This is a genomic window from Thalassospira sp. B30-1 (genome assembly GCF_015767575.1).
Taxonomy (GTDB): Bacteria; Pseudomonadota; Alphaproteobacteria; order Rhodospirillales; family Thalassospiraceae; genus Thalassospira; species Thalassospira xiamenensis.
In genome coordinates this window covers 3,373,873-3,398,456 of record NZ_CP065232.1, presented here as the reverse complement: position 1 = coordinate 3,398,456, position 24,584 = coordinate 3,373,873, and the positions used below count along the sequence as shown (strand labels likewise).

The following is a 24,584-nucleotide window of genomic DNA, read 5'->3' as shown; positions in this document are numbered from 1 at the left end:
ATGCCGGTCGCCCTAGTGCTTTGTCCAGCACCCGTTTGTCTAGCGCGTTGCGCCAGGCGTGGAGTTATTAAAGTACTGGAAGAACTCGGAATCTGGTGAAATCACCATGGTCGAGCCATCCGAAAGAGCCTCGCGGTAGGCTTCAAGCGAACGATAGAACTCGAAGAAGCCGGCATCCTTGCCATAGGCTTCACCCAGAACGATGTTTCGCTCGCCATCGCCTTCACCGCGCAGGACTTCGGCCTGACGGCGGGCTTCGGCAAGAATGCCAACCCGTTCACGATCTGCTTCGGCCTGAATTTTCGCCTTAAGCTCTTCACCCTCGGCGCGAAGCTGTGCGGCTTCGGCGATACGCGAAGAACGCATACGGTTATACACCGCCTGCGACGTTTCCTGCGGAAGGTCGGTACGACCGATACGGACATCGATCAGTTCGACACCGAATTCCTTGGCCGGTTCGATCAGGGTCGCCTGGATTTTCTCCATGATCTGTGACCGGTTGTCCGACAGCAGGGCGACAAGCGGGGCTTGTGCAAGTTCGCCACGAATGACCGAGTTCAGACGCTGGCCAAACAGCTGAACAAAGTTCGCCGAGTTGGTTGCGCGCTGACGGAACTGCAACGGATCAACGATTTTCCAGCGGGCAAAACTGTCGACATTGACACGTTTCTGGTCCGACAGAAGAACCTGCTGCACCGGCGGATCAAGTTCAAGAATGCGGCGTTCGTAATATTCCACATTCTGGATCGGCAGTTTGAAATGCAGACCCGGTTCGGAAATCGCATGAACCGGATTACCGAACTGAAGCACCAGTGCCTGCTGGTCCTGACGGACGGTAAACATGCACATGGATGCAACCACGGCCGCGATGACGACAACGACGCCGGTGGCAATAAGTTTAGGACTTGCCATTAGTTGTTGCCTCCTGCGTTCGAGCGTTTCTGGATTTCGGGCAATGGCAGGTAAGGAACGACGCCATTGGCACCTTCACCCTTCTGATCGAGAATGACCTTGTTGGAGTTCTTCAGAACATCCTGCATGGTTTCAAGATACAGACGACGCGTGGTGACATCCTTCGCGGTCAGGTAGGAATTATAAACCGAGATAAAGCGTTCTGCTTCACCCTGGGCATTCTTCACAACCTGATCCTTGTAAGCGCGGGCTTCAAGAACCAGACGTTCTGCTTCACCTTTTGCACGCGGGATGATGTCGTTACGGTATGCCAGTGCTTCGTTCTGGGAACGATCACGGTCCTGACGGGCACGCTGCACGTCGTTGAACGCATCAATAACGTCACGCGGCGGATCAACCTTCTGCATTTTCACTTCTGCAATGAAAATACCCGAAGCATAGCCATCCATGATCGATTGCAGCAGGGTGCGTGTCTGCTCTTCAACGCGCACACGACCAACCGTCAGGGCTTCTTCCAGACTGGTTTTGCCGATGACTTCGCGGATCGAACTTTCAGCTGCAAGCTTGATGGTGTTTTCCGGATCGCGAACATTGAACAAGTAGGCACCCGCATCGCTGATGCGCCACTGAACGACATAATCAATGTCGATAATGTTCTGATCACCGGTCAGCATCAGGCTTTCTTCCGGGACATCACGGGCACCACCGGTGCCGGTGCCATTGCCACGGTAACCGATTTCAATCTGGTTGGTGCGTTCGACGTTCGGCTTGATGACTTCGCCAATCGGGGCGGGCAGGAAATAATTCAGACCCGGACCGGTCGTGCCAACCCATTTGCCAAACAGAAGTGTAACACCCTGTTCGCCCGGCTGGACGCGATAGAAGCCTGTCAAAAGCCACAACCCGATTATGGCAATACCGATCAGGACAAAGCCTTTATAGCCACCACCACCGGGGAACAGCCGCTTCAAGCGTTCCTGGCCTTTACGAATCATTTCATCAAAATCGGGGGGCGTGTTACCACCGCCGCCGCCACCCTGAGGACGCTGTCCCCAAGGATTGCGGCCGCCGCCATTGTTTCCGCCACCACCCCAGGGGCCGCCGCCCCCTTGTGAATTCCAAGGCATCGAGTGTCTTCCTCTTCTTGCCGTTCGGTGTTTATTTATGCTTACCGAGCTTGGGACATGAGCCCATCAATAACATGCCTGTTCACTTGCTTATCGCGGTCATCTGACCTATTTGCGCATCAAGAACCGTCTCAATCCTTTTATCGAAGCAGAGTTGCATGTAATTAATGGGGCCACGCCCTAAGGCCTTATATGACAGCTTGTCCTGCAAAACAACGATACGCGCCTGCAGGTTCTGTACGATCACGGACTTAAGCCATTTTTCGGAGACTGCAATATGACCTCGCCCAACCGGGAACGCATTACTGAAGCCCTTTCAAGTGTTATCGATCCGGCTGACGGCAAGACTATCGTTGAAAAGGGTATGGTACAAGGCATTGATATTCATGACGAAACCGTGAACGTCATAATCGCTGTTGACCCGCAACGCGGGGCTTCTCTTGAAGATCTGCGTCTTGCGGCCGAACGTGCCGTTGCCAATGTGAACGGGGTCACAACAGCTCGTGTGGCCCTTACCGCAGAGCGTCCCAAAGGGGCTTCTGCCCCGGCCCAAGGTGGTCATTCGCATCCCCATTCTCATGATCATACACATGGGGCGCAACAGGGCGCACCGCAAGCAGGGCAACGTCCGCAAGGTGCAGGGCAAAAGCCGCTCGAAATGACGGGTGTCCGCTCGATCGTCACGGTTGCGTCGGGTAAGGGCGGGGTGGGGAAATCCACCACTTCGGTCAATCTGGCGCTTTCACTGGCGGCCAAGGGGCTTAAGGTCGGTCTTCTCGATGCCGATATCTATGGCCCCAGCCTGCCACGGATGATGGGCCTTCGTGATGCCAAACCAACCCATTCCGACAAGGAAGGCAAAATGGTGCCGCCGTCGGCCTTTGGCATCAGGATCATGTCTATCGGGTTTATGGTCGATGAAGAACAGCCGGTGATCTGGCGTGGACCGATGGCGATGGGCGCGCTCGAACAGCTTCTGCGCGACAGCGATTGGGGCGAACTCGATGTTCTGGTCGTCGACATGCCACCGGGGACCGGCGATATCCAGCTTTCGATGGCGCAGCGCGTGCCGGTCACGGGGGCGGTTATCGTTTCCACCCCGCAGGACATTGCCCTTTTGGATGCGCGCAAGGGACTTAATATGTTCCGTAAGGTCAATGTGCCGGTGCTCGGCCTGATCGAGAATATGAGCTATTACAAATGCCCGGAATGCGGCCATGTCGATCATGTCTTTGATCATGGTGGTGCACGCAAGGCCGCCGATGAACTGGGCGTTCCATTCCTTGGCGAAATCCCGCTGGACCTTAAAATCCGTCTGGGTGCGGACGAGGGCAAACCGATTATTCATACCGATCCGGACGGCGAACATTCCAAGGCCTATGCCGCGATTGCCGACAAGATCGCCGCGGCAATTGACGAACGCGTCGGACCGAAAACCGCACCGAAGAAAAGCCTGTTCCCGAAAATCAGCTTCCGTTAGGTCGCCCGACTTTCGCCTAATAATTGCTGGCACCCTGCAAAACTTCTTGAGCGATGCGTTGCAGGGTGCCGTTTTCGCGCAGTTCTTCGATGGATCGATTGATCATCGTCACCGTCGATATTGTCGATGATGCACGGTTGAATACGATATAGGTCGGGTTTTCTCGGATCGGGGTTTTGCTGCGGACGACCTTGTCGCTTAGTCCCAGCCGTTTGACCCAGACATCCCCGGCCTCGCCAATCGCGATGACGGTATCGACCCGGCCAAGTGCCAGCATCTGAAAATTCTGTTCGTCCCCGGTGGCTTCGGATGCGCTAAACACGCCGCGTTTGCGCGCGTCATCAATCTGATCCCCGTAGCTCCATCCGCGAATGACACCAACGGTTTGGCCGCGCAGGGCATCAATATCGGTTGGATTGTTGAATGTGCTCTGGCGTTGATACAGCATCAGCTGTTCTACATGGATCGGCTCGGAAAAGACGTATTTCTTCTGGCGTTCAAGATTCTTGTATATCCCGGCAACACCGCCCTTGTTGGCATCAAGGTTTTCAATGGCGCGTTTCCAAGGGACGGCAACGACATCGACATTTATGCAGGCATGTCTGAAAATCGCACGGATCAGGGCCGGGTAAATGCCCGCGGCTTCGTTCCCGGCACGATACATAAAAGGCGGATTGGCTTCGTCGACATAAATGGTTTCGGCATGGCTTTGCGTCGCCGGCATCAGGACCGCGAAGGCCATGCCGACGACGAGTATCAATAGGGCAAATAATCTTGCCGGAAATGTCATTCTGGCCCCTGATGATGCTTCTGTACCGTAAAGAAGACATGGGGCGTCAGGATGCTGCCGACAAGGAATGCGATGCTGCAAAGCGATATTCCAGTGCCGCGATGCCCATAACGCCCAGTGCCTGTACGATGACAAAGCCATATCCGATGGCTGTAGGAACGCCAACAGGGGCAATCAGCACCGCAAGACTGGCAAGGACCCAGCCCAGATTGCCCATAACGATCAACCGGACAAAAAAGCCATTTGGACGGGCTTGCCATCCGGTGGCAAACATCAAAATGGCACAGGGAAACAGGATGATCTCGGCATAAAACAGCAAATTGGCAGGCAGGCCCAGCAGGCCCGCAAGGAAAGCATTGCCGATACACAGCAGCAGGCCGAAGAGAAGGCAGGCTACCGCGTCAAGCATCAGGACGGTTTTCAGCATTTTGTTTGGCACATCAATAGACATCTTTTTGACCTTTCGGTTGATTGTTGTTCGCGAACCTTGCCGAAAAGTGGGAAAGAATACGATTACCTGACAGGTAATGTTGGTTCGAATTGATCGGTGTTAGGATTACGTCATCAATAATGACGGTGATCTGATGAGCGCGATAAAACCCGATCTGTTTGGCAATGTGCTTAAGGTCTGGCGCAAGCAGCGTCGTATGAGCCAGCTTGACCTTGCAAGCGAGGCCGCCATATCGACCCGGCATCTGAGCTTTCTTGAAACCGGTCGCGCCCGGCCCAGCCGCGACATGGTTTTGCATCTGTCCGAATGTCTTGATGTGCCGCTGCGCGAACGCAATGCAATGCTGATTGCCGGGGGATTTGCACCCATCTATGCCGAACATGATCTTGGCACCGAACAGTCGGCTGCAATCCGGGCGGCGGTGGATCGAATCCTTACCGCACATGAACCCTATCCGGCGCTGGCAATGGACCGGCACTGGAACATGGTGGCGGCGAACCGGATTGTGCCCCTGTTGATTGGCGGGGTTGACCCGGAATTTCTTAGGCTGCCGGTCAATATCCTGCGGCTGAGCCTCCATCCAAACGGGCTTGCACCTCGGGTCGTGAATTACGTCGAATGGCGCAACCATTTGCTGGATCGATTGCGTCGCCAGATTGCAGTGACGGCCGATGTGAAACTGCGCGGCCTTTATGACGAGGTCAGCCGTTACCGTGCGCCCGCAAATGCAGGCGAACCCGGTGCCGCTGACGGGGCAGGGGATCTGTCCGGCCTTGTCGTGCCGCTGGTTTTGCAAAGTGACGCCGGTGAATTGCGTTTTGTCAGCACAACCACGGTCTTTGGCACTCCGGTCGAAGTCACATTGTCCGAACTTGCCATCGAAACCCTGTTGCCAGCCGACACCCAAACGGCGGCCACTTTGCGGGGGCTGGCGGCCGATTTGCGTTAATTTGAACCGAACCGGGCCAAAGCACAAAACCCCGCCAGATTTCTCTGACGGGGTTTTGTGCTTGTAGTGTAGACGGCTTACTGGACGGCTTCTGCCATGAAGTTCGGCATCCAGCCTTCGTTCAGTTCGCGCAGCTCGGCAAGGGATACCTTGGCACCACCATCGATGGTGACCGCGTCGCCACCGGCCTGACCGATGATGACGGCGGCGACATTGGCGCTGCTAGCGGCATTCAGGACCTTGTCCGGATCGCGGGTAGCGATCACGTAACGGCCCTGATCCTCGCCAAACAGCCATGCGACTTCGCTGCCGGCTTCGGGCAGGTGCAGGTCAGCACCAATATTGCCGGCAAGGCACATTTCGGCAACCGCGACCAGAAGACCGCCATCGGCGATATCATGGCAGGTACGTACCAGACCAAGCTCGATCAGTTCGCGCACCAGCGTACCGGCACGTTTTTCCGCATTCAGGTCGACCGGCGGCGGGGCGCCTTCTTCGCGGCCCTCAATGGTTTTAAGATACAGTGACTGGCCAAGTTCACCGGTCGCGGCACCGATCATGATCAATGCACTGTCATCGCGTTTGATGGCGATGGTGGCATGATGGCCCAGATCGGAAATCACCCCGACGCCGCCAATTGCCGGGGTCGGCATGATACCGACGCCATTGGTTTCGTTATACAGCGACACGTTGCCCGAAACGACCGGGAAGTCGAGTGCGATGCAGGCCTCGGCAATTCCCTGACATGCGCCAACAAACTGACCCATGATGCGCGGGCGTTCCGGGTTGCCGAAATTCATATTGTCCGTGATCGCAAGCGGTTTGGCACCGGTTGCAACCAGATTGCGATAGGCTTCGGCAACGGCCTGTTTACCGCCTTCGACCGGATCGGCCATGACATAGCGCGGGGTGCAGTCGGTGGTGGCTGCAATGCCCTTGTTCGTGCCTGAAACGCGCACGACACCGGCATCACCCCCCGGACGGACAATCGTGTTGCCCATGACCAGATGGTCATACTGTTCCCAGATCCAGCGACGCGATGCCAGATCCGGCGACGCCATCAGGGTTTTCAGCGCATCGACATGGCTGACCTTGCCCGAAATGCTGGCCGGATCGATACGATCCTGCTTCGGGGTCGGTTCCCACGGACGGTCATATTCCGGCGATGCTTCGGCCAGCGGATCGATCGGAAGATCACCGGCAACCTCGCCATGCCATTTCAGAACCATGCGTTTGGTATCGGTCAGGATACCGATGACGGCAAAGTCGAGTTCCCATTTGTCAAAGATCGCCTTGGCGGCGTCTTCGCAACCGGGTTTCAGGACCATCAGCATGCGTTCCTGCGATTCTGAAAGCATCAGTTCGTAGGGCGTCATGCCTTCTTCGCGCATCGGGACTTTATCGAGCCACAGTTCGACACCAACGCCGCCCTTGGACGCCATTTCGAACGAGGAGGATGTCAGACCGGCCGCCCCCATATCCTGAATGGCGACGATCATGTCGGTCGCCATCAGTTCAAGGCAGGCTTCCAGCAGAAGCTTTTCGGTGAACGGATCGCCGACCTGAACGGTAGGACGCTTTTCATCGCTGTCGTCATCGAACTCGGCCGAGGCCATGGTCGCGCCATGGATACCGTCACGGCCGGTTTTCGAACCGACATAGACAACCGGGTTTCCGATACCGGCTGCTGCCGAATAGAAGATGTTGTCTGCATCGGCCAGACCCACGGTCATCGCATTGACCAGGATATTGCCGTTATAGGAAGCATGGAAATTGGTTTCCCCACCGATGGTCGGGACACCCATGCAATTGCCGTAACCGCCGATGCCTTCGACCACACCGCTTAGCAGGTGGCGGGTTTTCGGGTGATCCGGCTCGCCAAAGCGAAGCGCATTAAGATTTGCAACCGGACGGGCACCCATGGTGAATACGTCACGCATGATGCCGCCAACGCCGGTTGCCGCACCCTGATAGGGTTCGATAAAGGACGGGTGGTTATGGCTTTCCATCTTGAAAACGGCGGCCTGACCATCACCAATGTCAATAACACCGGCATTTTCGCCCGGCCCCTGAATGACCCAGTCTGCCTTGGTCGGAAGGGTTTTGAGCCATTTTTTCGATGATTTGTAGGAGCAATGCTCCGACCACATTACCGAAAAAATGCCAAGCTCGTTGATATTGGGCTCGCGGCCCATGATTTCGAGGACGAGTTTGTACTCTTCCTCGTTCAGCCCGTGTTCCTTGACCAGTTCCGGCGTGATCGGGGTGTTGAAATCGTTAGCACTCACGATGCTGCCTCCACCAAGCTTTTGAACAGATTGCGGCCATCGGTGCCACCATGGAGCGGATCAATCGCATTTTCCGGGTGCGGCATCATGCCAAGGACATTGCCCGCCTCGTTGATGATGCCGGCAATATTGCGCTGCGACCCGTTCAGGTTGGTTGCCGGATCAACAACACCATTGGCATCGCAATAGCGCAGAACAACGCGACCTTCGCCTTCAAGGCGGTCAAGCGTTTCGCTATCGGCAAAGAAGTTGCCGTCATGATGGGCTACCGGATAATCGACAACGTCGCCGGTTTTGTAATGGTTGGTGAAGCGCGTATTGGTATTTTCGATCTTCAGATGCGTGTTCTTGCAGATGAATTTCAGGCTGGCATTGCGCATCAGCGCACCGGGCAACAGGCCTGCTTCTGTCAGAATCTGGAAACCGTTACAAACGCCAAGGATGGTCACACCGGCTTTGGCGCGTTCGGCAACCGCACGCATGATCGGGGATTTGGCCGCCATGGCGCCACAACGCAGATAGTCGCCATAGGAAAAACCGCCCGGGACCATGATGATGTCGGTCTTTGGCAGTTCGGTTTCGCCATGCCAAACCACGGTTGGCTTGGTGCCGGTGGCCTGTTCGAGTGCTGCAATGGCGTCATTCTCCCGGTTAATGCCGGGGAAGAGGATGACAGCGGATTTCATGAAATACCGTCTCTCGATTAATATCCGTTACTTGATCGCGACAGACAAAGGCCCTGCAACGGCAAAGCCCCGCCCGGGCAGTTAGGCCAGCTCGATGCTGTAATCTTCGATCACGGTATTGGCGAGAAGCTTCTCGCACATTTCCCTGACCTCGGCGCGTGCCTTTTCGACGTCGCTGCCATCCAGTTCGAGTTCGATGAACTTGCCCTGACGGACATCATTGACACCGGCAAAACCAAGACCCTGAAGGGCGTGGTGAACGGCTTTACCCTGCGGGTCAAGAACACCGTTCTTCAGGGTGACGTGGACACGTGCTTTCACGAGAAGCTCCTTTGAGTGCGCACTCGCCATACGGCGATACTTGTTTGCAAACAATAATGTACCGGTTCCGAAGGTTCCGGCGTCGATAAGAAAAGGCCGCGCAAGCGCGGCCTTTGGATTATTTGTCTTTGTTCAGCGATTCTATATCTGCGGACTCAGGCAGGACGCCGAGACGGCGCGCCACTTCCTGATAGGCTTCTTCGACCCCGCCAAGATCGCGGCGGAACCGGTCCTTGTCCATCTTTTCGTTGGTGACGGCGTCCCAAAGGCGGCAGTTGTCCGGGCTGAATTCATCGGCGAGAACCAGATGCATGAAGTCGCCTTCCCACACCCGGCCAAATTCAAGTTTGAAATCGACCAGTTTGATGCCGATGCCGCGCATAAGACCGCACAGGTAATCATTGACGCGAAGGGTCATGCCAACGATTTCTTCGAGCTCTTCGGCACTTGCCCAGCCAAGGGCAAGGATATGCTCGTCAGAAACCAGCGGATCGCCAAGGGCGTCGTCTTTGTAATAAAATTCGACAATCGGGCGCGGCAGACGTTCGCCTTCTTCAAGGCCAAGACGTTTTGCCATCGAACCGGCGACAATATTGCGCACCACGACTTCGATCGGAACGATTTCGCATTTCTTGCAAAGCTGTTCGCGCATGTTGATGCGGCGAATGAAATGCGTCGGGATACCGATTTCCGCCAGACGGGTCATGACGAATTCGGTAATCATGTTGTTCAGGACGCCTTTGCCGGCAATGGTGCCGCGCTTCTGTGCGTTGAACGCCGTGGCATCGTCCTTGAAATACTGGATGATGGTTCCGGGCTCGGTACCTTCGTACAAAACCTTGGCTTTACCCTCGTAGATGGGCTGCTTTCTGGACATTGGCGGGATCTTTCACATCTTTGCTCGCGGGGAGTGTCCCCGAGCACCCTGAAAATCGCGCCCCCCGTATAGCAGTGCTGACGCAGAAACTCAATTGCCGTGTAGGTCTATTTACGCAGACTTGATAATAGGATTTTGCAACTGTCCGTCTGACAGGTTGTTGCAGCGCAAATGGCCCGCCAAATCCGGGCGTTGCGAGGCGAAATTAGTGGGGTGCCTAAATCTCAACCGGGTGAAACGGAACCCTGTCTGGTTGGCCATTGGCGAACAGCCAGACCGGTCGGCGCGGCAGTTCGTTTTTCTGAGTCGGAATGGCCGGAAGGCCGATCAGGGAAGAACAGATCGTCTCGAACCCGATATTGCTGCGCACCAGCATGGCATCAGCACGGATGTCATGATGTTCTGGATCGGGTTCCATCAAGCCGGTATCGGCCAGAAGCGCCTGCCAGGCAAACCAGTCATCGGCTTCGGGATTGGGGGGCGGTGCCGTTAAAAAACGCGGAAGGTTGCGTTTGGTGCGTTCGCTGTTGGTCTTGTCATTCAGGTCATGGGCGGTGATCATCGACAATCCTTCGGGAATATCGGTGATTTCAATTTTGCCATCCCCCCGATTGGCCAGCCAGTAAGCATCGCGGTTATCGGCAATCACCATATTGAACGGTCGATAGGCTGTGCCATCAAGTTCGGCAAGTGCCTGGGCGGCATCAATGGCATCGGCATGATCAAGTGCTTCAAGCGGCAATTCCCCGCGGGACCGCTTGTCGTCGGCGGGGCCAAGTGTGCCAAACCGGTTCAGGACCGCTGCCACCACGCCATCTTCGTTGATGCCAAGCCATGTTCCGCCGCCGGTTTCATCCAGTCCGGCGATAACATCGGGGCGATCCTCCCAATGGCGGGCAGGGGCCTTCCATGGGCGGTTGTTCATTTCGTCGCGATTGGCGCCGATAATCACCGGCCATTCATGGTCGGGGCGGCGCAGAATGATAAATGTACACATGACCCAGATCAAAGCGACATGGACCGGCATTTGTCAAATTCAAAAGTATCACAGCACCACGGTGGCATGACGTGGTACAGTCCATAAATAAAGGACAACGGGGAAACGTCCCGCCAAAAAACAAATCAGATGGAGGAGTGCGCACATGACGAATTTGACCGAACGCGAACGCGGTTTTGAGGCAAAATACAGCTTTGATCTTGAACAGAATTTCCGCATCGAGGCCCACCTTTATAAAATGCTTGCCGTTTGGGCCGGCGATAAAATGGGTATGACCGAGGCCGAAAGTCAGGCCTATGCTGCAAAAGTCATCGGCGATGTTGTTACAAATCCTCAGGAAAACGGGGTGATTTCGGTGATTCTGGCCGATTTCGGACGGCACAATATCGATATGACGGTCAGCGAACTTAACCGTAAACTCGAAGCGTTACGCCCAATCGCACGTGCCGAAGTGCTCGAGGAATAGTTGTTTCCCCGAAATAAGAAAAAGTTCGGATTTGCAAACCATTAGCCGGTTTCGTATTCTGTTCCCGGATCAAGAAAGATTTCTGGTTGCAGCCACGCGTTTTTTTGCTTGTTAATGTTCGGGCATGGTTGTGGGTCAGGTAAAGAAGGGTAAAGGCTTTGCGTATCCTGTTGGCAGACGATCACGATCTGGTTCGTGAAGCATTATCACTGCTATTCCAGCAATATTTCGAAGGTTGTGAAGTGGTCGAAGCCGGGGCGCTTGACCCGGCACTGGAGCATATTGAAGCTCAGAATGATTTCGATCTGGTGCTTCTGGATTTGCGCATGCCCGGCATGAACGGGCTTGAGGGACTTAAACGCACACTTGAAAAGGCATCCAAAACAACCTCGGTCGTTTTGCTTTCCGGTGCCTATCGCAGCGAAGATGTACGTCATGCCATCGAAAATGGCGCACACGGCTTTATCCCCAAAACACTGCGCGGGCAGGCACTTGCCAATGCGATCCAGTTGGTTCTGGCGGGCGAAAAATATCTGCCATCCTCTATCCTTAATGACATGGGGGACGGATTTGGCGGCGGTAGCGACGGCGAACCGCGCATGGCTGGCGGATTTGGCAACGAAGGCGATTTCAGCCGGTTGACACCGCGGGAGCGTGAAGTTCTTGCGCTTTTGGCCGAAGGGCGGCCGAACAAGGATATCGCGCGGCATCTTGATCTGCGCGAAATTACGGTGAAATATCACCTGAAAAACATTTACCGCAAACTGCATGTGTCCAACCGTGCACAGGCGGTAAAAATCGCACTTGAAGATATGGCGCGCGCTGGAAACTTGTAGTAAGCTTGTCAAAGGCAGCGCTATCTGACGCTCGAAACCCGGCTCGTGATTTCGCGGGCCGTTTTTCTTTGGCGGTTTGGGCTACTCCCCTCGTAATGTCACCTGAAACGAGGAACTAAAATGACCATCCGTATCGCCCTTGTCGGGGATTATAATCCCGCCGTTACTGCCCATCAGGCTATCCCCAAGGCCATTGGAATCGCGGCTGCCGAAATCGGTATTCCCGTTGAATATGACTGGATCGCAACGCCGTGTTTTGATGGTGGTGCGGGGCAGATACTGTCTGGCTATGACGGGATGTGGTGTGTTCCGGCCAGTCCGTATGAAAGTCTTGAAGGTGCCCTTGCCGCCATCCGCTTTGCGCGTGAAAACGATATTGCCTTTCTGGGCACGTGCGGTGGCTATCAGCATGCGGTTCTGGAATATGCGCGTAATGTTCTGGGGCTTTCCAATGCCGCGAATGCCGAAATTGATCCGGATGCGGAATTGCCGCTGATCGCGCCGCTAACCTGTGCATTGATTGATCAGGATGGCGGAATTGATCTGGCCGTGGGTAGCCTGATCCGTGATTATTGCGGATCGGATCATCTGATTGAAACCTATCGGTGCAGTTATGGGTTTAATCGTGATTATGCGGGGCTGCTGGCAGGGCAGGCATTGCAGATCAGTGCCTGGGATGCAGATGGTGATCCACGTGCGGTGGAGTTGCGCAATCATCGTTTCTTTATCGGCACGGCATTTCAGCCGGAACGATCCGCCCTGCGCGGTGAAAATCATCCGCTGATCACGGCCTTTGTCAAAGCTGCATCGGAAAAATAGCCACTCAAAAGGGCACCCCCGTGATCAACGCGGGGGTGCCGTCCACGAGACGAAGAGTCTCAGGCACGTTCGGGCAGGTTGTGTGCGCGGACATTCGGTGATGTCGTGTTTGCAGATGACGGCGGCGTTCTGCCCGACTGGATTATGAAGACACCCGACAGGATCATTGCGGTCGCAACGATATCGGTTGCGGAAACCGGTTCGTCCAAAATCAGACTGCCGGTCAGAAGGCCGATGACCGGCGGGATATAGGTGACCCCGGCGGTTTTGACAGCGCCCAGTTTACCGATCAGGAAGTAATAACACATATAGGCAATGCCGGTTCCAAACATGCCAAGGCCGATGAAAAGGCCGGTGGCGATTTTCCAGTTGGTAAAGATCGCATCCATACCGGAAAAATCGCAAATCAGCAGAAGCGTTACCGCCGAAATACCAAGCTGATAAGTGCAAAGTGCAATTGGCGAAATGCCAAGCGGGCTTAGGAATTTGCGAACATAAACAAATGAAAGCCCGACACAGCCCGACCCGATGGCGACATAAACACCCCCCATCAGATCAATACCGAACGCGCCGGATTCCCATGGTTTTGCGATGATCAGAACTCCAGCAAAGCCAAACAGCAATCCGATGATGGATCGGATATTGACCGGTTCGCTGCGCAGGAAAATCGCCGCCGCGATAAAGGAAAACATCGGGATCACACCGCTTAGCATCCCGGCAACGCTGGATGGCAGAAGCGAGATGCCCTTGGCAAAGGCAAGGTAATAGACGGTGGCCGCGAGAAGTGACATGACGATGAAATGATGCATATGGCGCAGATGTTGCCAATGCAGTACCTTGCACACCATCGCAAATGCCAGAACCGGCAGAAAGCCCATGATGACCCGCACGGTCACGACCTGCATTGGCGATATCAGGCTGCTTGCCGTTTTGTTGAACAGAAAGGTCATGCCCCAGCACAGGGCAAGAAAGCCAAAGACGAGGTATGCGTTGTTCTTCATGGCCGGAACTTTCGTGGGGGTCATGTCGCGATTGTAGGTCCGGTCCAAACGGCGTACAAATCATGTTATCTGGATTATGGAATAGAAAATTTGCATCATGAGTTCATATCCGCCGCTCAATTCCTTGCGTGCGTTCGAGGCATCTATTCGATTGAATAGTTTTTCTCGTGCAGCGGAAGAGCTGAATGTGACGCCGGGTGCCGTCGGGCAGCAGATCAGAAAGCTTGAAGACTGGCTAGGGGTGGAACTGTTTGTTCGCTCGGTCCGGCAGGTGAAACCGACAGCCGACGGGCTTGATTATGCCGCGCGCATATCACCCGCCTTGCTGCAGATCATCGATGCCAGTCAGCATTTGCGCGGGCAGCGCGAACATACGGTGCGTGTGGTCATGCCGCCAAGTTTTGCCGCGAAATGGTTTTCCAAACGGATGGCGCGGTTCCTGATCGATTATCCGTCAACGTCACTTCATGTCGGGTCGTCGGTGCAATTTACGGATTTTGATCGCGATCCGGTCGATATTGCCGTGCGGTATTTTGACGGCAATGACGACAAACTTGAATCCGTCCTGATCTATCGCGGTCAGGCGGCGGCATTCTGTTCGCCGGCCTATCGCGACCGCATGGGGTTTGAGCATCCAGCCGATCTGGCGCGTGCGACTTTGTTAAACGACATTCTGCATGACTGGTGGGAAGAATGGCTTGGCCAGTTTGCCAGGATGAACCCAAGCGAGATTGCCGCAATCAAGCGCATTGAAATCGATCAGACATCCATGGCAATCGAGGCCGCGATTCACGGACAGGGTGTGGTAATGGCCAATCCATTGCTGGCCGAAGAAGACGTGATGGAAGGCAAGCTGGTCCATCTGTTCCCCGAACAGGTTCTGGTCGTTCCTTCGGGATACTATCTGGTGCATCCAAAAAACCGGGAACTGCGCGGTCAGGTGAAGCTGTTTCGTGACTGGCTGCTGGGCGAGGCACGGGAACTGACATTGTAGCAAAACCCGTAAACGAAAAAAGCCCCGGCAAATTGACCGGGGCTTTCAGACCGCTGACAAACCCCGTCATATTTTGGCGGGGTTTTTCTTTTAGAGGTGTTTGAAAGCTGGCTTGAGTGTGCCGAGGGGATTATGCCTCGGCGATTGGCCCCTTGGGGCCCAAAGCCAGGGCTATTTTCTTGATGTTTTGGGCGGCGGCGGCCAGCAGACATTGGCATTTGACATTGATCAGTCCCCGGAACCTTGCATATCGATGACCGTGAAGCTGTTTGGCATCTGCAAAAGAGCGTTCGACCGTCTCTTTTCGGCGCTTGTAAACCCGCTTGCCCCACTCTGTCAGACGATAGGCGTCAGCCCGGTCTCTGGCGTCTTGCCAGACATGGCGCGTGACAGTTTTTCGCTGGTGGGCATTGGCGGTACAGGAAGCCAGCACAGGACAGGTGCGGCATTTTTCCGGGTCGCTGTGATAATGGCGGTATCCATTTCGGTCGGTTGTCGCATAAGACAGAAGCTGACCTTCGGGGCAGCGATAAGCATCACGTTCAGGGTCATAAACGTATTTGCGTTTGGGGATGTAGCCTTCCCGAAGGTTCGGGCGGCGATAGCCCGTCACGCCAAGGATGTCACGATCTTCAAGGCCTTTGGCAATCGCGGCGGTCGCATAGCCCGCATCCAGTCCGACGGCGATAACATCAAGGTCAAAACGCTGCCTTTGTCGGTCAAGACGGTCGAGATAGGGAATGCTGTCATGCAGATTGGCCGGGGTGGCGTAACTGTCGGTAATGATCCCAAGCTTGCCATCGACCGTGCGGTGATCGAGATAGAAAAAGCCCTTGGGCTTACCGTCGCGCACCATATATCCGCTGTCGGGATCGGTTCGGCTGATCTTGGTTTCTTTCTCAACCGGCTGGCGTTCTTTGGCTTTGAGCGGCTTTTTCGCATGAGCCGTCCGGTCTTCCTCAATCGCCAGATCCAGATCATCCCAATAGGCCGCGCGCGATTTGGCAACCACTTCGCGGTCCCATTTGTTCTTGTTGGCATCGGCCTTCAAATGCGTGCTGTCGGTATAGAGAACCTTACCATCCACCAGCCCGTGCCTGATCGCCTGCTCGACGATCTCGTCAAAAATATCCTGCGCAACACTGGCATCATGATATCGACGCCGCCGGTTCTGCGACAGGGTCGAGGCATCAAAGACCTTGTCGGTCAGCTTGAGTTGCAAAAACCAGCGATAGGCGACATTGACCTCAATCTCCCGCACAAGCTGGCGCTCCGAGCGCACGCCAAACAGATAGCCAATGAACAGCGCCTTAAACATCATCACCGGATCAAGGGCGGGACGGCCATTGTTCGCGCAGTACAAATCGGCCACGCGCGCATGGATAAAACTGAAATCGATCACGGCATCGATCTTACGAAGCAAATGATCGCTGGGGACCAAACTGTCGAGTGTCACCATCTCAAGTTCGGTTTGATGTGGGCTGGGTTTCTTAAGCATTCCCCATTGAATCAAAAATCCCCGCCAATGGCGAGGACTTTGTCAGCAGTCTGAAAGCCCCGGCAAATTGACCGGGGCTTTGATTTTAGTGTGCGGTGCTAAAGTCAGTCGGCAAACACGCGGGCGAAAATCGTGTCGACATGCTTGGTGTGGTAACCAAGGTCAAACAGGCTTTCGAGCGTTTCCATCGGGATTTTCGCGGTAACGTCTGCGTCGGTCTTCAGAAGCGACAACAGATCGCCTTCGCGGTTCCAGACCTTCATCGCGTTACGCTGAACGATACGGTACGAATCCTCGCGCGAGACGCCATGCTGGGTCAGGATGAGGAGCACGCGCTGCGAGAAGACCAGACCGCCCATCTGATTGAGGATTTCGTCCATTCGTTCCGGATAAACGACAAGGTTTTCAACCACATTGGTCAGGCGCATCAAAGCAAAGTCGAGGGTTACGGTCGCATCCGGGCCGATATTGCGTTCGACCGATGAATGCGAAATATCGCGTTCATGCCACAGGGCGACGTTTTCCATGGCCGGGATCGCCATCGAACGGACAAGACGTGCAAGGCCGGTCAGGTTTTCGGTCAGAACCGGGTTGCGTTTGTGCGGCATTGCCGACGAACCCTTCTGCCCCTTTGAGAAGAATTCTTCAACTTCACGAACTTCGGTGCGCTGCAGGTGGCGGATTTCGGTGGCGAGATGCTCGACCGAGGATGCGATAACGCCAAGGGCTGCGAAATAAGCTGCATGACGGTCGCGCGGGATCACCTGGGTTGAAACCGGTTCGGGTTTCAGGCCAAGCTTGGCTGCAACATGTTCTTCGACCTGCGGGTCGATATTGGCAAATGTGCCGACCGCACCGGAAATCGCACAGGTCGCGATTTCTTCACGCGCGACGACCAGACGGTCGCGGTTACGTTTGAATTCGGCATAGAAGGTTGCCAGTTTCAGGCCAAAGGTCACGGGCTCCGCGTGGATGCCGTGCGAACGGCCCATGCAGGCGACGTCCTTGGTTTCATAGGCGCGCTTTTTAAGGGCGGCCAGAAGCTTGTCCATATCTTCAAGCAGGATGTCGGTTGCCTGAACGAGCTGCACGTTAAAGCAGGTATCGAGAACGTCGGAGCTGGTCATGCCCTGATGAACGAAGCGGGCTTCTTCGCCGACCTGTTCTGCCAGTTCGGTCAGGAAGGCGATCACGTCGTGTTTGACTTCGGCTTCGACAGCATCAATGCGATCAATACGGTCCTGGGTATAGGGTTTGTTGCCTTTTTCCCAGACCAGTTTGGCAGAGGCAGCCGGAATGACGCCCAGCTCGGCCAGTTTGTCGGCAGCGTGTGCTTCGATTTCAAACCAGATACGGAATTTGTTCGCCGGTTCCCAGATTGATGTCATCTGCGGACGGGAATAACGGGGGATCATGCAGTCGCCTCCGGGCAGGATGGTTGGGTGCCGGGTCATGACCAGATTGCGTGATCAGCGAAGTGCGATGCTGGTTCCGGCACGCTTTCAACGCGTCGGATAGTCCAAATTGCCGCGATTGGCAACCCTGCATCGGGTCATGACAGGTTTGTTATCGCGTTTTTATCCGTATGGAACTTGCCATCTGCTAAGATTATCTCAATCTCCCGATGGATATAGTTTGCAGAACGAACATTTCAGAACAAGGACGGCAAACCGTTCTGATAGAGAGTGGACACAGATAATGGCCCGTACCTATGACTCGTACTTGTGATGCGTATCGGGGATGATTTGAAAAATCGTCCGAACGGCATAACCGAGAGCGTAGACGCCGATGCGCATTACCTTGCGCAGTTGGTCGATCTTGGCATTGCCCTGTCGGCTGAACAGGGCCGCGAAGAGCTTCATCAGAAAATCCTGATGGCAGCCCGACAGTTTACCAATGCCGATGGCGGGTCGCTGTATCTGGTCAACAAGGACGAGACGGAACTTCAATTTCGTATTCTGATGAACGATACGCTTGATACGTTCTTCGTATCTGGCCGCGAAAACGAGAAACCTTTTCCACCCCTGCCGCTTTATGATGCAGCGGGCAACCCCAATCACAAAAACATCGCCACCTATGTCGCGTTAAGTGGTGAATCGATCAATATCGAGGATGCCTATTTCGCCGACGGGTTCGATTTTTCCGGCACGCGCGCCTTTGATGCCAAAACCGGTTATCGGTCGAAATCATTCCTGACGGTACCGCTTAAAAATACGCGCGGCAATGTGATCGGCGTGTTGCAGTTGATCAATGCGCGCAACAACGCGGGCGATATTATTGCCTTTGATCCGGCAATCGAACCAATCATCAATGCGCTGGCAAGTCAGGCGGCGGTGGCACTTGAAAATAGCCGCCTTTTGATGGCGCAGCGCGACCTGATGGAGAGTTTCGTGCGTGTTCTGGGGCAGGCAATTGATGCCAAATCCCCCCATACAGCCCATCATTGTGAAAAAGTACCCATCATTGCCCGCATGTTGGCCAAGGCCGCCGTCGATGAAAAACGGGGAACATTTTCCAATTTCTATCTGACGGATATGGAATGGTACGAGCTTGATCTGGCGGCGTGGCTCCATGATTGCGGCAAGATCACCACACCCGATCATGTGGTGGAAAAGGCCACCAAACTTGAAACCATCCATAACCGTATTCACGAAATCCGCACCCGGTTCGAAGTGCTTCGCCGCGATGCCGAAATCGAGATGCTCAAACGCAAGCTCGCGGGCGAGGATGCCCAACGTTGCGATGCCGATTTCAACGCCCGGGTTGCCGAACTTGAAAGCCAGTTTTCAATGGTTGCGCACAGCAATATTGGTGACGAGGAACTCGATACCGACGCGGTCTTTGCCCTGCATGAAATCGGGGCGCAGGAATGGGTGCGACATTTTGACCGTACCATCGGGCTTTCATGGGCCGAAAATCAACGCCTGACCGAAGATGACCGTGCCAAATTCAGCCAGCCCGGCGTTGAAAAGCTTCTGGATGACCGCCGCGATCAGGCCTATCTGGGCATTAACCGCGGCGAACTTTATAACCTTTCGGTTCCGCGCGGCACCCTGACATCCGAAGAGCGCAAGATCATCAATGATCATGTTGTGGTGACACAGGAAATGCTCGCACAATTGCCCTATCCCAAGGAATTGCAACGCATTCCGGCAATTGCGGGCAACCATCACGAAAAAATGGATGGTTCGGGCTATCCCAACGGATTGCTTGGCGAAGATATGGGCATTCTCGAAAAGGTGATGGTGATTGCCGACATCTTCGAGGCACTTACTGCGGTTGATCGTCCCTATAAACGGCCCAAAATGTTATCGGAATGCATCGCGATCCTGGCCGACATGCGAGACAAAGGACAGATTGATGGCGACCTGTTCGATCTGCTGTTGTCATCTGGCGTTTATATCGAATATGGCCGCAAATATTTGCAACCCGATCAATGTGACGCAGTCGATATTACGCAGTTCTTGCGCAGGTAAAAACGGGCCGGACGCATTGCACCCGGCCCGCCTTGGATCAGGTTCGGTTGATCGAAACCCCGCCATCGGCAAGGAATGGCACCCCGGTCACAAAGCTTGCCGCGTCGGATGCCAGAAACAGGGCGGCCTGCGCCATTTCGGACGGTTGTGCCATACGTTTTAATGCATGCAGGCTGTTGACGAACTGTTCGACCTCCGGCCCGGCACCAGGTTTGTTGGTGATGCTGGCCGGGGTATCGGTCCCGCCGGGCAGAAGCGCATTGACCCGAATGCCCTGTGGTCCGTATTCGGCTGCCAGCGACTTCATCAATCCGATCATGCCTGCCTTGCTGGCGGCATAGGCCCCCATGCCGGGCATCCCGACTGTATGACCGACAAAACTGGATGTCAGAATCATTGATCCCGAACCATTGGCAAGCATCGCGGGCAATTGATATTTCGCCCCGAAAAACGCTGATGTGAGGTTGGTTTCGATCATTTCATGCCAGTTTTCGGTTGCCATATCGGGGATTGAAACCGATTCCCCGACCATCCCGGCATTATTGACCGCGATATCAAGCTTGCCGAAATGATCAAGGGTGGCCTCGACCAGCTGTTTTGAAATTGCTTCGTCCGTGATGTTGCCGGGAACCGAAACCGCCATGCCACCGGCATCGCGAATATCGGCGACCATATCGTCAAGCAGATCGGCGCGCCGCGCATTAAGGACAAGTTGTGCGCCCTGCTTTGCAAAAAGTTCGGCCACGGCGTGACCGATGCCGGAACTAGCCCCGGTGATGATTGCAGTTTTACCGTCCAGTGTGAACATATTTCCGTCTCCTGTGTCATGATAGGATGGCCAGCAAGGCCGAATGTCATGACGCTAGATTGCGAACGGAAACGGATCACTCCGGTTATTGGCATTGAATTCGTAAATGTGACGGGTTTTCGTGGGGTGCGAATTCGAAAGCAAGGAACGGAGTGCGGTCAACGGAATGGACGATCAGAATGCCGGTCAAACGGATGCATTTGGCATCCCTGTATTCTGATAAAGGAGTCATCCCATGCTGACGGAGACGAGATTGAACAAAACGATCCGCTGGATCAGTGACGAAGACAAATGGCAGGCCGTGGCAAAACGCGATGGCAAAGCCGATGGGAAGTTTTATTATTCGGTGGCAACCACCGGGGTTTATTGCCGCCCGTCTTGCGGCGCACGGTTGGCGCGCCGGGAAAATGTCGCGTTCCATGCCAGTTGCGACGATGCCGAGCAGGCGGGTTTTCGCCCGTGCAAACGGTGCCTTCCGAACAGCGCATCGATTGCTGAACGCAATGCCGATGCGGTGGCAAAGGCATGCGAAACCATCCGCAATGCTGAAGAAATGCCAAGCCTTGATGATCTGGCCGCACAGGCCGGGATGAGCCGCTTTCACTTCCACCGGGTGTTTAAATCGGTAACCGGGGTGACGCCAAAGGCCTATGCCAGTGCATATCGGGCCGGGCGCGTGCGTGAGGAATTGCGCAACAGTAATACCGTGACCGAGGCGATCTATGACGCGGGTTACAATTCCAACAGCCGGTTTTATGAACGCTCTCACAAGATGCTAGGCATGACGCCAAGCAGCTATCGCGCGGGAGGCAAGGGCGAAAAAATCCGGTTTGCCGTGGCGCAATGCACACTTGGCGCGATCCTTGGCGCGGCAAGTGCCAAGGGGGTTTGCACGATCCTTCTGGGCGATGACCCCGATGCGCTGGTGCGTCAGTTAGAGGACGCCTTTCCCAAGGCGGAACTGATTGGTGGTGATCCGGCGTTCGAAGACTGGATGGCGCAGGTCATCGGTCTGGTTGAAGCCCCGCAACTTGGCCATAACCTGCCGCTCGATATCCGCGGTACTGCCTTTCAGCAACGCGTCTGGCAGGCACTTTCGGAAATTCCGGTCGGGACAAAGGCAAGCTATGCCGAAATTGCTGCAAAAATCGGATCGCCGCGCGCTACCCGTGCTGTCGCACAGGCCTGCGGGGCTAACAGCATCGCGGTTGCCATTCCCTGCCACCGGGTGGTGCGCAAGGATGGTGATCTTTCCGGATATCGCTGGGGCGTGGAGCGCAAGCAAACCCTGCTGGACCTTGAAAGCGGGGAGGCCGGGCAATGAACGAGATGACCCGTGACAGGATCGGATCGCTTGATTGGGAAAAACATTCCCGGGAGCTTGACGCATATGGCTGCACAATCCTTGAAAAACTGATCGATCCAGACACCTGCCGGGCATTGATCGCACACTATGACGACCCGGATGCATTTCGCAGTCACATCCATATGGCCCGGCACGGTTTCGGGCGCGGCGAATACAAATATTTTGCCTATCCCCTGCCCGATATTATTGCGGATCTGCGGCAATCGCTTTATCCGCCATTGGCCGAAATTGCCAACCGGTGGAACCGGGCGATGGGGCTGGATCGGCATTTCCCCGGCGATCATGCCCGGTTTGTTGTCGAATGCCATGGCGCAGGCCAAACCCGACCGACGCCGCTTTTGCTGCGTTATGGGATGGGGGATTACAATTGCCTGCATCAGGATGTTTACGGTGATTGCGTGTTTCCATTACAGGTCGCGATCCTTCTAAGCGATCCGGAAACCGATTTCGGAGGCGGCGAATTTGTCCTGACCGAGCAGCGTCCACGCATGCAGTCCCGCGCCGAGGTCGTACCGCTAACGCAAGGTGACGCCGTGATTTTCCCGGTTCATCATCGTCCGGTCGCGGGAACGCGCGGCACGTATCTGGTGAATATGCGCCACGGCGTTTCGCGCCTGCGCGCCGGGACACGGCATACGCTTGGCATCATTTTCCATGACGCCAAATAGCTGATCCCGGTCTGGCTGATGTTATTCTAGCTGCTGTGATGTTCAGAAAAAGTTATTAATAACTATTTGCAATTGGGTGCTGCTGGTGTATGTCAGCAGGAACAAATTCACGTTCCTGTCTGTTTTCATGAACTTTTTTGCGCCCCATCACATAACGGCAAATCTTGTCCGCGCCTTTGAAAAGGAACGTGCGTCCCTGTTGCGTTTGGCTATGCGGAAGTTGGGAAATCCTGATGAGGCAAAGGACATTGTCCAAGATGCCTTTGTAAGGATTGCCGGGGCAAAAGACAGGCAAGAACCGATCAGCGATCCACCTGCATTCCTTCGGACCGTGGTTCTTAATCTGATCCGGGATCATCAAAGACGTCGCAATGCCGGTCATATTGTCGAACTTAAATCCGGGCTTGATCCGCTGGAATGGACAGCGGAGGACCGCCCGCTTGCAGACAATGTTATATACCATCGTCAGCGTCTTCAGGCGTTTGAGCAGGCACTTTCATCCTTGCCGACGCGATCCAGAGAAGTCTTCATCTTGCGTAAGTTGCATGGTAAGACCCATGATGAAATTGCCGCAGCGACCGGATTGTCAAAGGCCGCGATCGAGAAGCATCTTTATCGTGCCATGACAACGTGTCGTGATCTGATGAAACACTATGACTAGGCCATTGCTTATGAGCGGCAACCGCCATACCGGCCATAAACCGGAGACCACAGAACAGAAAGATCTGCAAAGCCGCCTTGTTGATCAGGCAATGCAATGGCTTGCTCGCGATGGTGCGGATATTGAGGGCACAGATACGCATGTCGCATTTCAGAAGTGGTGCGGCCAAAGTGCGGATCATGAACAGGCGGCGCGCGCGGTTCGGGCCTTTCTCAGTGACCGTGATTTCGATGATATCTTGCGGAAATTCGATACTGAGAAAGGCACCGGTGCGCGAAACCATGCGCCATCAAGCACGCGGCAAATATCGATTCCTTTCGGTAAGCCGCGACGTTCGACCCCGCCAAGGCTAACAAATGTGCGAAAAGCAATCTGGGGCGGTGTTGCAATGTGCGTGGCGATTCTTGTTGCCGTCCTGACGTTGTCCCCGGCAGACCATTCTGGTCATCCGGGGTATATCGCGGCGAACATGGCACCGGTTCGTCAGTTTTTGCCGGACGGCAGCGAATTGCAATTGGCACCTGGTACCCGGCTTTATTGGGAATTTACCGAACGCGAACGCCATATCGTTCTTGAGGATGGGGCGGTAGTGATTTCGGCTGCACCGAATAAGGACCGCCCGCTTGTGGTAACCACGCCACAAAGTCGGGTTGTTGTTGTCGGGACACGTTTTGTTGTGATCGGTGATGATCAAACCAGCGAAGTCGGCGTCGCCGAAGGAACCGTCCGGGTACAACAACAACAATCGCCGCCTGCCCGTGAAGTCACCCTTCATGCAGGTGAAGGGGTGACTGTATCCAGCGGGGGCGATGTCCGGCGGCATGACTTCAATGGCGACAATATTACGCAAATCCTTGAAGGTTGGCGGGTGTTTTCGCCAGCAAAGCTGTCTGATGTGATACATGCCGTAAGTCGGCAGAGTGGCATGGAAATCTGGCTTGATCCCGGCATTGCCGATCTCGAAATCCGTGGGCGGTTCAATGTTGCCGATGCAATGGTGTCACTTGATCTGATTGCGCGGACAACCGGAACAAGAATGATTGAACTGCCGTTTGATCAGTATCTTCTGGTGCGCTGAAATCACGGTTCCAGATTGGTTCGGCCTGAAAATGG

24 protein-coding genes are annotated in these 24,584 nt (G+C 54.9%); 11 read left to right on the top strand and 13 right to left on the bottom strand.

What is annotated here, in order from left to right; genetic code table 11:
- Positions 1–39: 39 nt before the first annotated feature.
- Entirely contained in the window at positions 40–912 is an 873-nt protein-coding gene (hflC, locus tag IT971_RS16030; protein ID WP_063092650.1) for a protease modulator HflC, read from the bottom strand.
- Positions 912–2,039: an FtsH protease activity modulator HflK gene (gene hflK / locus IT971_RS16025; RefSeq protein ID WP_063092651.1), complete on the bottom strand. Its 1,128-nt coding sequence runs from the start codon at positions 2,037–2,039 to the stop codon at positions 912–914. The genes hflC and hflK overlap by 1 nt, the downstream gene beginning before the upstream one ends.
- 277 nt (positions 2,040–2,316) lie before the next feature.
- Between hflK and IT971_RS16020 the strand changes: the two genes are divergently transcribed.
- Entirely contained in the window at positions 2,317–3,519 is a 1,203-nt protein-coding gene (locus IT971_RS16020; RefSeq protein WP_063092652.1) for an Mrp/NBP35 family ATP-binding protein, read from the top strand.
- 16 nt (positions 3,520–3,535) lie between these two features.
- Here IT971_RS16020 and IT971_RS16015 read toward each other — a convergent pair whose 3' ends face one another.
- A complete protein-coding gene (locus IT971_RS16015) occupies positions 3,536–4,309 on the bottom strand; it encodes an ABC transporter substrate-binding protein (protein ID WP_063092653.1) in 774 nt (257 codons plus the stop codon).
- 46 nt (positions 4,310–4,355) lie between these two features.
- The gene (locus IT971_RS16010) at positions 4,356–4,760 is read right to left on the bottom strand and encodes a hypothetical protein (protein ID WP_063092654.1); all 405 of its coding nucleotides are present in this window, start codon (positions 4,758–4,760) and stop codon (positions 4,356–4,358) included.
- 133 nt (positions 4,761–4,893) lie between these two features.
- Between IT971_RS16010 and IT971_RS16005 the strand changes: the two genes are divergently transcribed.
- Positions 4,894–5,709, top strand: coding sequence for a helix-turn-helix domain-containing protein (locus IT971_RS16005; protein ID WP_063092655.1), 816 nt, complete (start codon positions 4,894–4,896; stop codon positions 5,707–5,709).
- Positions 5,710–5,786: 77 nt separating this feature from the next.
- Here IT971_RS16005 and purL read toward each other — a convergent pair whose 3' ends face one another.
- The 5 genes from purL to IT971_RS15980 form a co-directional block, all read right to left on the bottom strand.
- Complete coding sequence (gene purL, locus IT971_RS16000; protein ID WP_007092032.1) at positions 5,787–7,997, bottom strand: phosphoribosylformylglycinamidine synthase subunit PurL; 2,211 nt, start codon at positions 7,995–7,997, stop codon at positions 5,787–5,789.
- Positions 7,994–8,683 carry a phosphoribosylformylglycinamidine synthase subunit PurQ gene (gene purQ, locus IT971_RS15995; protein ID WP_063092656.1) on the bottom strand — a complete coding sequence of 230 codons (690 nt, stop codon included), beginning with the start codon at positions 8,681–8,683 and terminating at the stop codon, positions 7,994–7,996. Before purQ ends, purL begins: the two co-directional genes overlap by 4 nt.
- A gap of 81 nt (positions 8,684–8,764) precedes the next feature.
- The gene (gene purS / locus IT971_RS15990) at positions 8,765–9,004 is read right to left on the bottom strand and encodes a phosphoribosylformylglycinamidine synthase subunit PurS (protein WP_063092657.1); all 240 of its coding nucleotides are present in this window, start codon (positions 9,002–9,004) and stop codon (positions 8,765–8,767) included.
- A 118-nt stretch (positions 9,005–9,122) separates the two neighbouring features.
- Positions 9,123–9,881, bottom strand: a complete 759-nt coding sequence (gene purC, locus IT971_RS15985; RefSeq protein ID WP_007092029.1) for a phosphoribosylaminoimidazolesuccinocarboxamide synthase — start codon at positions 9,879–9,881, stop codon at positions 9,123–9,125.
- Positions 9,882–10,098: 217 nt separating this feature from the next.
- A complete protein-coding gene (locus tag IT971_RS15980; protein ID WP_063092661.1) occupies positions 10,099–10,878 on the bottom strand; it encodes an NRDE family protein in 780 nt (259 codons plus the stop codon).
- A gap of 145 nt (positions 10,879–11,023) precedes the next feature.
- Here IT971_RS15980 and IT971_RS15975 point away from each other — a divergent pair, with 145 nt between their 5' ends.
- The 3 genes from IT971_RS15975 (at position 11,024) to IT971_RS15965 (ending at position 12,999) form a co-directional block, all read left to right on the top strand.
- Positions 11,024–11,344 carry a DUF1476 domain-containing protein gene (locus IT971_RS15975; protein ID WP_063092658.1) on the top strand — a complete coding sequence of 107 codons (321 nt, stop codon included), beginning with the start codon at positions 11,024–11,026 and terminating at the stop codon, positions 11,342–11,344.
- A gap of 158 nt (positions 11,345–11,502) precedes the next feature.
- Positions 11,503–12,180, top strand: a complete 678-nt coding sequence (locus IT971_RS15970; protein WP_007092026.1) for a response regulator transcription factor — start codon at positions 11,503–11,505, stop codon at positions 12,178–12,180.
- Positions 12,181–12,300: 120 nt separating this feature from the next.
- Complete coding sequence (locus tag IT971_RS15965; protein WP_037989875.1) at positions 12,301–12,999, top strand: hypothetical protein; 699 nt, start codon at positions 12,301–12,303, stop codon at positions 12,997–12,999.
- A gap of 59 nt (positions 13,000–13,058) precedes the next feature.
- Here the strand turns inward: IT971_RS15965 and IT971_RS15960 are convergent, their stop codons facing one another.
- Positions 13,059–14,000, bottom strand: a complete 942-nt coding sequence (locus tag IT971_RS15960) for a DMT family transporter (protein WP_063092662.1) — start codon at positions 13,998–14,000, stop codon at positions 13,059–13,061.
- 97 nt (positions 14,001–14,097) lie between these two features.
- On the opposite strand from IT971_RS15960, the gene IT971_RS15955 reads away from it, so the two are divergent.
- Positions 14,098–14,994 carry a LysR substrate-binding domain-containing protein gene (locus IT971_RS15955; RefSeq protein ID WP_037989877.1) on the top strand — a complete coding sequence of 299 codons (897 nt, stop codon included), beginning with the start codon at positions 14,098–14,100 and terminating at the stop codon, positions 14,992–14,994.
- A 130-nt stretch (positions 14,995–15,124) separates the two neighbouring features.
- Here the strand turns inward: IT971_RS15955 and IT971_RS15950 are convergent, their stop codons facing one another.
- Together IT971_RS15950 and purB are read right to left on the bottom strand one after the other, a co-directional pair.
- Positions 15,125–16,492: an IS1182 family transposase gene (locus tag IT971_RS15950; protein WP_065701882.1), complete on the bottom strand. Its 1,368-nt coding sequence runs from the start codon at positions 16,490–16,492 to the stop codon at positions 15,125–15,127.
- Between the two features lie 104 nt (positions 16,493–16,596).
- The gene (purB, locus tag IT971_RS15945) at positions 16,597–17,907 is read right to left on the bottom strand and encodes an adenylosuccinate lyase (protein WP_063094892.1); all 1,311 of its coding nucleotides are present in this window, start codon (positions 17,905–17,907) and stop codon (positions 16,597–16,599) included.
- Between the two features lie 330 nt (positions 17,908–18,237).
- On the opposite strand from purB, the gene IT971_RS15940 reads away from it, so the two are divergent.
- Positions 18,238–19,968 (top strand): HD domain-containing phosphohydrolase, encoded by a 1,731-nt coding sequence (locus IT971_RS15940; RefSeq protein WP_306460234.1) that lies wholly within the window; start codon positions 18,238–18,240, stop codon positions 19,966–19,968.
- Between the two features lie 37 nt (positions 19,969–20,005).
- Here the strand turns inward: IT971_RS15940 and IT971_RS15935 are convergent, their stop codons facing one another.
- Positions 20,006–20,776 (bottom strand): SDR family oxidoreductase, encoded by a 771-nt coding sequence (locus tag IT971_RS15935; RefSeq protein ID WP_063094896.1) that lies wholly within the window; start codon positions 20,774–20,776, stop codon positions 20,006–20,008.
- Between the two features lie 235 nt (positions 20,777–21,011).
- Between IT971_RS15935 and ada the strand changes: the two genes are divergently transcribed.
- The 4 genes from ada to IT971_RS15915 all read left to right on the top strand — a co-directional run bounded on the left by ada (position 21,012) and on the right by IT971_RS15915 (position 24,549).
- Positions 21,012–22,100, top strand: coding sequence for a bifunctional DNA-binding transcriptional regulator/O6-methylguanine-DNA methyltransferase Ada (gene ada / locus IT971_RS15930; protein ID WP_063094898.1), 1,089 nt, complete (start codon positions 21,012–21,014; stop codon positions 22,098–22,100).
- Positions 22,097–22,810 (top strand): 2OG-Fe(II) oxygenase, encoded by a 714-nt coding sequence (locus IT971_RS15925; protein WP_063094900.1) that lies wholly within the window; start codon positions 22,097–22,099, stop codon positions 22,808–22,810. Before ada ends, IT971_RS15925 begins: the two co-directional genes overlap by 4 nt.
- Positions 22,811–22,937: 127 nt before the next feature.
- Complete coding sequence (locus IT971_RS15920; RefSeq protein ID WP_082822641.1) at positions 22,938–23,471, top strand: RNA polymerase sigma factor; 534 nt, start codon at positions 22,938–22,940, stop codon at positions 23,469–23,471.
- A 10-nt stretch (positions 23,472–23,481) separates the two neighbouring features.
- Complete coding sequence (locus IT971_RS15915; RefSeq protein WP_063094902.1) at positions 23,482–24,549, top strand: FecR domain-containing protein; 1,068 nt, start codon at positions 23,482–23,484, stop codon at positions 24,547–24,549.
- Positions 24,550–24,584 lie beyond the last annotated feature (35 nt).